Genomic DNA, 7259 nt, shown 5'->3' with positions numbered 1-7259 from the left:
TGTTGAGCCGGAGCGATCTTGCCGTGACCTCGCCCGTCTATTAGAGATCCATCCAGTGTTCCTACCAATCTATTAATCCTGGGATTGAATAGGCGGACTAAATCACCGGACGACGCAATTGAATAAATGTTGGCGTCGTTATATTATTGCAAGCCATACAAGCGTAAGCGGGCAGGATAGGTGAACCGACTGGTCAGGAGCGGCCGGTTCGCGCACTAAGTGAAAGTGCGCGAGATCGGCTATCGCGGTTCCTTATCCCGGCTAGCGGGCAGAGGTCCGTTATCAGGTTCGTTTGGCCGAATCCCGATGAAGCGCCCTCTCAAACTTGCCTGCCGCCGCCGGAGCTTTGAAGTCGCCGGTCAGAATCTCCCGGTTGGTCGCGTCGTGAGAATAGAGTTCCGTGTCAGCTTGATCATCCGGACGAAGTGTTGCGCCCTCCAACGAAATACCGGCGAACAGTCCGCGAGACCGGGAATACGATAGCATTTCCGCGCTTAGCTCGACGTCCGTCTGCGCGGAAGCTGAGCGGCCAATCGGACCCGCCGCTATCGATGCATCTCCCCCGAGCGTGAATTTATCCGACAGTAGATGCTTCATCCCGCCGTCGTTCATCACCAGCAAAACGACATCGGTCTCCGAAGCGCCAATCTGAAACCCGAAGCTTCCGCCTTCAACGATCATGCCGGCCGGCGCGCTCCAACCCGAGCGACCCGCCTCCCGGCAGACCGCAAAGCCGCGGCCGTATTTCCCCCCGAAAATGAATCCGGCTTTCTTCATGCCTGGCACGACGACCACACACTTCGCTTTGTCGAGCAGATCGTGGGGAATCCCGTGATCGGAAGCTCTCATCATGGCGTTCAGCGTGTCCGCCGAAGCGTCGAGCCTGTCGTCGACCTTGACTTCTCTGTCCGCCGCGAAAGCGGCAGCACTCATGAAACTGGCAGTTGCCAGGATTGCTGTCAGCGTTTTATTCATTGAAATGTTCTCCTAGTTCGTTTTATTTCACTTACGTTCATCACCAGTGTGGGACAAAACACGTCAATCCAACGTCAAAAAGAGAGCTCAAGAAACAAATCGCGGCGACGAACGTTCTTGGGGTCGAGGCGTTTTTATACGTGATTCCGCATACTACGCAACAACAACCATTGCGGTGTCGCCCACGATGCCCTGGGCCTCCGCGCCAATCTGTTGGAGATGGCCGACGCCCGGCAACCACGTTGAGCAACTAAGCGCCCTGGGCTAAACGGGGACGTGTTCTTTTTCGATCTCGCGCTCGGCCTCGGCCCAATCTTCGACTGCCTGGCCATCGGCGCCGCCGCGCTTCTCAAAGAGCTCGTAGGCCCGGGCGGCGATCTCCGGCTTCAAATCCTGAGGTGTTTGATCTTTTGGTTTTTTGCCCAGCAGCGCGGGTTTCTTGGGGTCGAGAATGCGATAAGCCAGCAGCTTGACGCGGTCGTTTAAGAGAGCCCATGCAATGGCGTACCCCCAGACAAAGCCTGCCCAGCCCCAGCCGAGCGGATGCATAAAGAGACCGTACACGGCAATCAGAGTCGCGATCACTTGCGTACCCAGAACCGCGATCCACAGAATCTTTGCCGGGCGTATCGACCAGAACGGCCCGCGCGTACGAGTCAGGAAAATCGTCAGATGCCCCGCTACCGACAGCTTCAGATACATGAGCGTCTGGATGCGGTCCCGATCCAGATGAAACACCCGCTCCCCGAGGTAGAAAAGACCGAACGCCGCGATTACGCCGAAAATGCCAAGCACGGTAGAGACCCCGAGCACCAGCCGCATGTTCCAGGCCTCGGGCTTGTCTTTGTAGTGCACGTTGTCGTAAGCGATGGATAGAATGGCGCCATCGTTGAGCAACGCAATCATGACGATCATTACCGCCGTCACCGGGTAGAAATTAAAGACCAGGATCGCCAGGGTCATGAAGAACAGCACGCGCAGCGTCTCGGCGATGCGATAGATCGCATAGCTGTTCATGCGCTGGAAGATGCGGCGGCTTTCCTTGATCGCGTCAATGATCACGGACAAGCCGGGAGCCAGCAGAACAATGTCCGCCGCCGCGCGCGCCGTGTCGGTGGCTCCGGAGACAGCGATTCCGCAATCCGCTTTCTTGAGCGCCGGGGCGTCGTTGACGCCGTCGCCGGTCATGCCGACAATGTGCCCGTGCTGCTGCAGCGTGTCCACGATGTGGAACTTGTGTTCCGGAAATACCTGCGCGAATCCATCCGCTTTTTGGATGGATTCAGCCATCTGCGCGGTCTCATGGTGTTTGATATCGCCCAGGCCGCCGGCATCGAGAATGTTCGTTCCCATCCCGAGCTGTTTCGCAGTTTCTTTGGCGATGGCCATCTGATCGCCGGTAACCATCTTCACGGAGACGCCCATGGCACGGGCGTTCGCGATGGTGGTTTTTGCGTCGGGGCGAGGCTCGTCGAACATCGGCAGCACACCTACCATCTGCCATTTGTTTTCCTCGGTTGCGCGAGTTATGCCCAGCGATCGGAATCCTCTTGCGGCAAACTCGTTGACCGCTTTTTCGACGGCATCGTTCACGTCGGCGGCGTTGACGGACATCTTGAGAATTACCTGCGGCGCGCCTTTGGCCACATAAAACTGTTTTCCGTCCGCGCCTTTAACCGTCGCCTCGGTACGCTTGTGCACCGGATCGAAAGGCTGGAAATGAAGCACGGTACAAGCCTTCAATGCCTTGTCGTCCTTCACGCCCCCGATTACCGCCAGGTCAATCGTGTCCTTATCTTCCGCGCGAGAAGCCAGCGCAGCCCAGAGAATGACCTGTTCAGCGGTAGAACCTTTCAGCACGAAGGGATCACCCAGGGTCAGCTTGTTCAGGGTCAGTGTACCGGTTTTGTCCGAGCAAAGAATGTCGACGCCGGCCAATTCTTCAATGGCGGAGAGTCTCGTAACAATGGCTTGCTTCTTCGCCAGAAGGCGTGCACCCACTGCCATCGTGACGGACAGAACGGTTGGCATTGCAACCGGAATTGCGGCGACAAGAAGCACCAGTGCGAACTCGAGTGTGCTCAGGAGCGGATCGTGGCGGAAAAGCGCGACGGTAACGATCACGCCTACCAGGAAGACCGCGAGAACAATCAGGTAGTCGCCGATCTTGAGCACGGCTTTTTGAAAATGACTGGCGGAATCCGGTCCCAGCACCATTAGCGCGGTCTTGCCGAAGTAAGTGTCGGCGCCGGTGGCATAGACCATGGCTTCGCTCTCGCCCTGCCGAATGATGGAACCCGAGAACAACGCGTCGCCCGGCTTTTTTTCGGCCGGTAAAGATTCGCCGGTCAGCGCGGACTGATCGACTTCCAGCGGGTCGCCCGGCAGCAGGCGGGCGTCGGCCGGAACAATGTCGCCTAGCATGAGTCGAACGACGTCGCCCGGTACCAGTTCCTTGGCCGAAGGGTCTGTCCATTTGCCGTCGCGTTTGACCTTGGCCTTGATGGCCAGCTGCTTCCGAAGCGCGGCGATCGCGTTGCCGGCCTGGTGCTCCTCCCAGAAGCCTACGACCGCGTTGGAGAGAAGCAAGAGTAGGATGATGAAAAAATCCGGCCAGTGCCGGACCACGCCCGACAGAATTACGGCCGCCTCGATCATCCATGGAATGGGGCCCCAAAAATACGAGAGGAATTTCAGGTAAAGGTTTTCTTTCTTTTCCGCAATCTCATTCGGTCCATATTGGGCAAGACGTTTCTTTGCCTCGTCCTGACTCAAGCCGTTCGGGGATGAGCCGAGTTTGGTTTGGAGATCCGCCATCGGAATGGACTTCAGGTTTTTCTGCGCGTCGGATTTCGCTCCCGGCGCTGCTCCCGGCTTCGATTGGGCCTTATCGGCGTTCGCTTTCATGACGCTTTCCTCTCCGGTTCCTATGCGCTCCGCTGCCTCAGTAACGCTTCAACGGCTCATGGCGGCTAACGATCCCCTCATGTCGAACCGCACACGCAAGTTTCCATGCAGCCGGAGGAGTCCGCTCAAACTCGGAGACAAAGGAAGGGTAATCCGTTCCGTATTCAGGCATGTCCTCCCCGTGCTCATCGATATCGTTCTAGTGTTCGATCAGCTTGTCCTGCATCATCGGCTTCAGATAGGAGCCATCGGAACCCACCTGAGTCAAGCGATCGACTACGTCCTGCACCAGGTGAAAGCGGTCCAGATTAAGCAGACAGGGCCGCAGGGAAGACCGCGTCCCAATGGTAGCGGCAAAAAGGTCAAAATCGCGTCAAAACGAGAAGGGGATGCTCACGGCTTTCGTTTTTGACGACTTCCTGGGAGCTGGCAGCAAGCAATTCGAACGTTCGTCCGGTGGGCGAGATCGCCCGTGACACCGAAGATTACCAGCGCGCTTCCGAATGGGAAGCAGCCATCAGGCCTCCGCCTTTGCGGCTGCCTTCTCCTCATGCCCACCGAACTGGTAGCGAAGGGCGGACAGCAGTTTGTCTCCGAAGTCGGCCTCGCCGCGCGAACTGAAGCGTTGATAGAGCGCGGCACTGAGGACGGGCGCCGGGACCGACTCATCAACGGCTGCTGCGATGGTCCAGCGGCCCTCCCCTGAATCCGACACCCGGCCGGCGAACTTGGCCAGGTCGGGACTATCGAGAAGCGCGGCTGCGGCCAAATCGAGAAGCCACGAAGCGATGACACTGCCACGGCGCCAGACCTCCGCGATGTCGGAAAGATTCAAGTCATACGCGTAGTGCTCCGGGTGGCGAAGGGGGGCGGTTTCCGCATCCGCGGTACGTTGCTGTTGGCCCGCGTTGGCATGCTTGAGGATATTCAACCCTTCCGCATAGGAGGCCATGATGCCGTACTCGATGCCGTTGTGGACCATCTTGACGAAGTGACCGGCGCCACTCGGCCCGCAATGCAGGTAGCCGTGTTCAGCGGTGCCGCCCACCTTCTCGCGGCCCGGGGTGCGCGGGGCCTCCGCTATATCGGGCGCCAGTGCCTTGAAAATGGGCTCGATGCGCCGGAAGATCGTTTCGTCGCCGCCTATCATCAGACAGTACCCTCGCTCCGCACCCCAAACGCCGCCGCTGGTTCCGGCGTCGACATAGTGGATGCCTTTCGTTTTCAGCTCGGCCGCGCGCCGGATGTCATCGTGGTAGTAGGAATTCCCTCCATCGATGATCACGTCGTCCGCTCCGAGGAGTGGAGTGAGGGTTTTCAAAGTCGAATCGACCGCTTCGGCAGGCACCATCATCCAGACCGTGCGCGGCGGCTTCAGCTTACTCGCGAGGTCTTCGAACGATTTGGCGCCGATCGCTCCGTCTTTCGTTATCGCCTGCACTGCTTCCGGATGAAGGTCGTAAACCACGCCGTGGTGTCCCGCCCGCATGAGACGCCGCACCATGTTGCTTCCCATCCGCCCCAATCCAATCATTCCGAGTTCCATTGGTGTCTTCCTCTGCGCTCGATTTTAGTCTTTCGCGCGGCGGAGTTGGCGGTACTGCCGAATGAGCGCGTTGGTAGAACTGTCGTGCTTCAGTGACGGTTCGTCGGCCTTCTCCAGCTCGGGAACGATCTTCTCGGCCAGAACCTTGCCGAGTTCCACGCCCCACTGATCGAACGAGTCGATCTGCCAGACAGTTCCCTGGGTAAAGACGCTGTGCTCGTAAAGTGCGATCAGTTTTCCCAGTGTCTCCGGCGTAAGCCGCTCGGCAAGGATGGTCGTCGACGGCCGGTTGCCCTCAAATGTGCGATGCGGAACAAGCCATTCCGGTGTACCCGCGGCTCTGACTTCTTCCGCGGTGCGTCCGAACGCAAGCGCCTCAGCCTGCGCGAACACATTGGCCAGCAACAAATCGTGGTGATTGCCCAGCGAATTGAGAGCTTGGCCGAACGCAATGAAATCGCAGGGGATGAGCTTTGTCCCCTGATGGATGAGCTGATAAAAAGAGTGCTGGCCGTTGGTGCCCGGCTCCCCCCAGTAAATCGGCCCGGTTTGATAATCGACTTGATTTCCGTCGAGTGTCACGTGCTTGCCGTTGCTCTCCATGGTTAATTGTTGAAGGTATGCGGGGAAGCGTTTCAGGTATTGTTCGTAGGGCAACACCGCCACCGTCTGCGCATCGAAAAAGCCGTTGTACCAGACGACGAGGAGGCCCATGAGCACGGGCAGATTACGTTCGAAGGGCGCGGTTCGGAAGTGCTCATCCATTGCATGGAAGCCGGAGAGCATCCGGCTGAATTGTTCAGGACCAATCGAGATCATCGTGGAAAGGCCGATCGCGGAGTCCATCGAATAGCGCCCGCCGACCCAGTCCCAGAAGCCGAACATATTGGCGCTGTCGATGCCGAACTCTTCGACCTTCACGCGGTTGGTGGACACGGCGACGAAATGTCGCGCCACAGCCTTCTCATCGCTCACAGCCTTGAGCATCCAATCGCGCGCCGTGTGGGCGTTGGTCATGGTTTCGAGCGTGGTGAACGTCTTGGAGCAGACGACGAACAGGGTTTCCTCGGCGTCGAGATCGCGCGTCGCCTCGACAAAGTCGGTGCCATCCACATTCGAGATGAAACGGAAGGTCAGGTCGCGCTGGCTGTAATACTTCAGGGCTTCGTAGGCCATGACCGGGCCGAGGTCGGAGCCGCCAATGCCGATGTTGATTACGTTTCGAATGCGCTTGCCGGTGTGTCCCTTCCATGCCCCGCTGCGAACCTGTTCGGCGAACTGCGCCATCTTGTCGAGCACGGCGTGGACTTCGGGAACGACATCCGTGCCGTCGACAGAAATCTGCTCGCTCTTCGGAGCTCGTAAGGCGACATGCAGCACGGCCCTCTGCTCGGTGATGTTGATCTTCTCACCCGCGAACATGGCGTCGATGTGATGCCGCAATCCTGATTGCTCGGCAAGCTCGATGAGAAGGCTTATCGTCTCTGCCGTGATGCGGTTCTTCGAGTAGTCAAAGTATAGACCCAGCGTCTCGGTCGTGAAGCGTTTACTGCGTTCCGAATCGTCGGCGAAAAGCTGCCTGAGATGTATGGTTCGAATTTTCGTGAAATGGTCAGTCAACGCGGCCCATGCCGGGCGGTTTCGAAGCGGAACGACGGTGGATGGCAAGGAGGGAAGTGTCATTTAAAAATCATCGCGCAACGGTAAAAATGATCGCGCAACGGCGAGCGCAGCGGTCTTTGTCTCGATCTAAGCGAGTAAATCGTTCCGGGACGCGACCAATCGTTCCGCGCCTTCAGGCTGCACTTTCGTGAAAGGGACGATGCGGCTG

Annotated in this window: 4 protein-coding genes; all 4 read right to left on the bottom strand. The window is 58.2% G+C overall.

The genetic code is table 11. The features are described 5' to 3' along the window. Positions 1 to 282 precede the first annotated feature (282 nt). A complete protein-coding gene (locus H1Y01_RS02230) occupies positions 283 to 975 on the bottom strand; it encodes a lipid-binding SYLF domain-containing protein (RefSeq protein WP_180538465.1) in 693 nt (230 codons plus the stop codon). A 264-nt stretch (positions 976 to 1239) separates the two neighbouring features. Next, positions 1240 to 3882 (bottom strand): plasma-membrane proton-efflux P-type ATPase, encoded by a 2643-nt coding sequence (locus H1Y01_RS02225; RefSeq protein ID WP_180538464.1) that lies wholly within the window; start codon positions 3880 to 3882, stop codon positions 1240 to 1242. Positions 3883 to 4399: 517 nt separating this feature from the next. Then, complete coding sequence (gene gnd / locus H1Y01_RS02220) at positions 4400 to 5428, bottom strand: phosphogluconate dehydrogenase (NAD(+)-dependent, decarboxylating) (RefSeq protein ID WP_180538463.1); 1029 nt, start codon at positions 5426 to 5428, stop codon at positions 4400 to 4402. Between the two features lie 24 nt (positions 5429 to 5452). After that, a complete protein-coding gene (gene pgi / locus H1Y01_RS02215; protein ID WP_180538462.1) occupies positions 5453 to 7111 on the bottom strand; it encodes a glucose-6-phosphate isomerase in 1659 nt (552 codons plus the stop codon). Positions 7112 to 7259 lie beyond the last annotated feature (148 nt).

Source organism: Nevskia soli (assembly GCF_903970205.1).
Classification (GTDB): domain Bacteria; phylum Acidobacteriota; class Terriglobia; order Bryobacterales; family Bryobacteraceae; genus Bog-113.
This window is presented reverse-complemented; position numbering and strand designations above follow the sequence as displayed.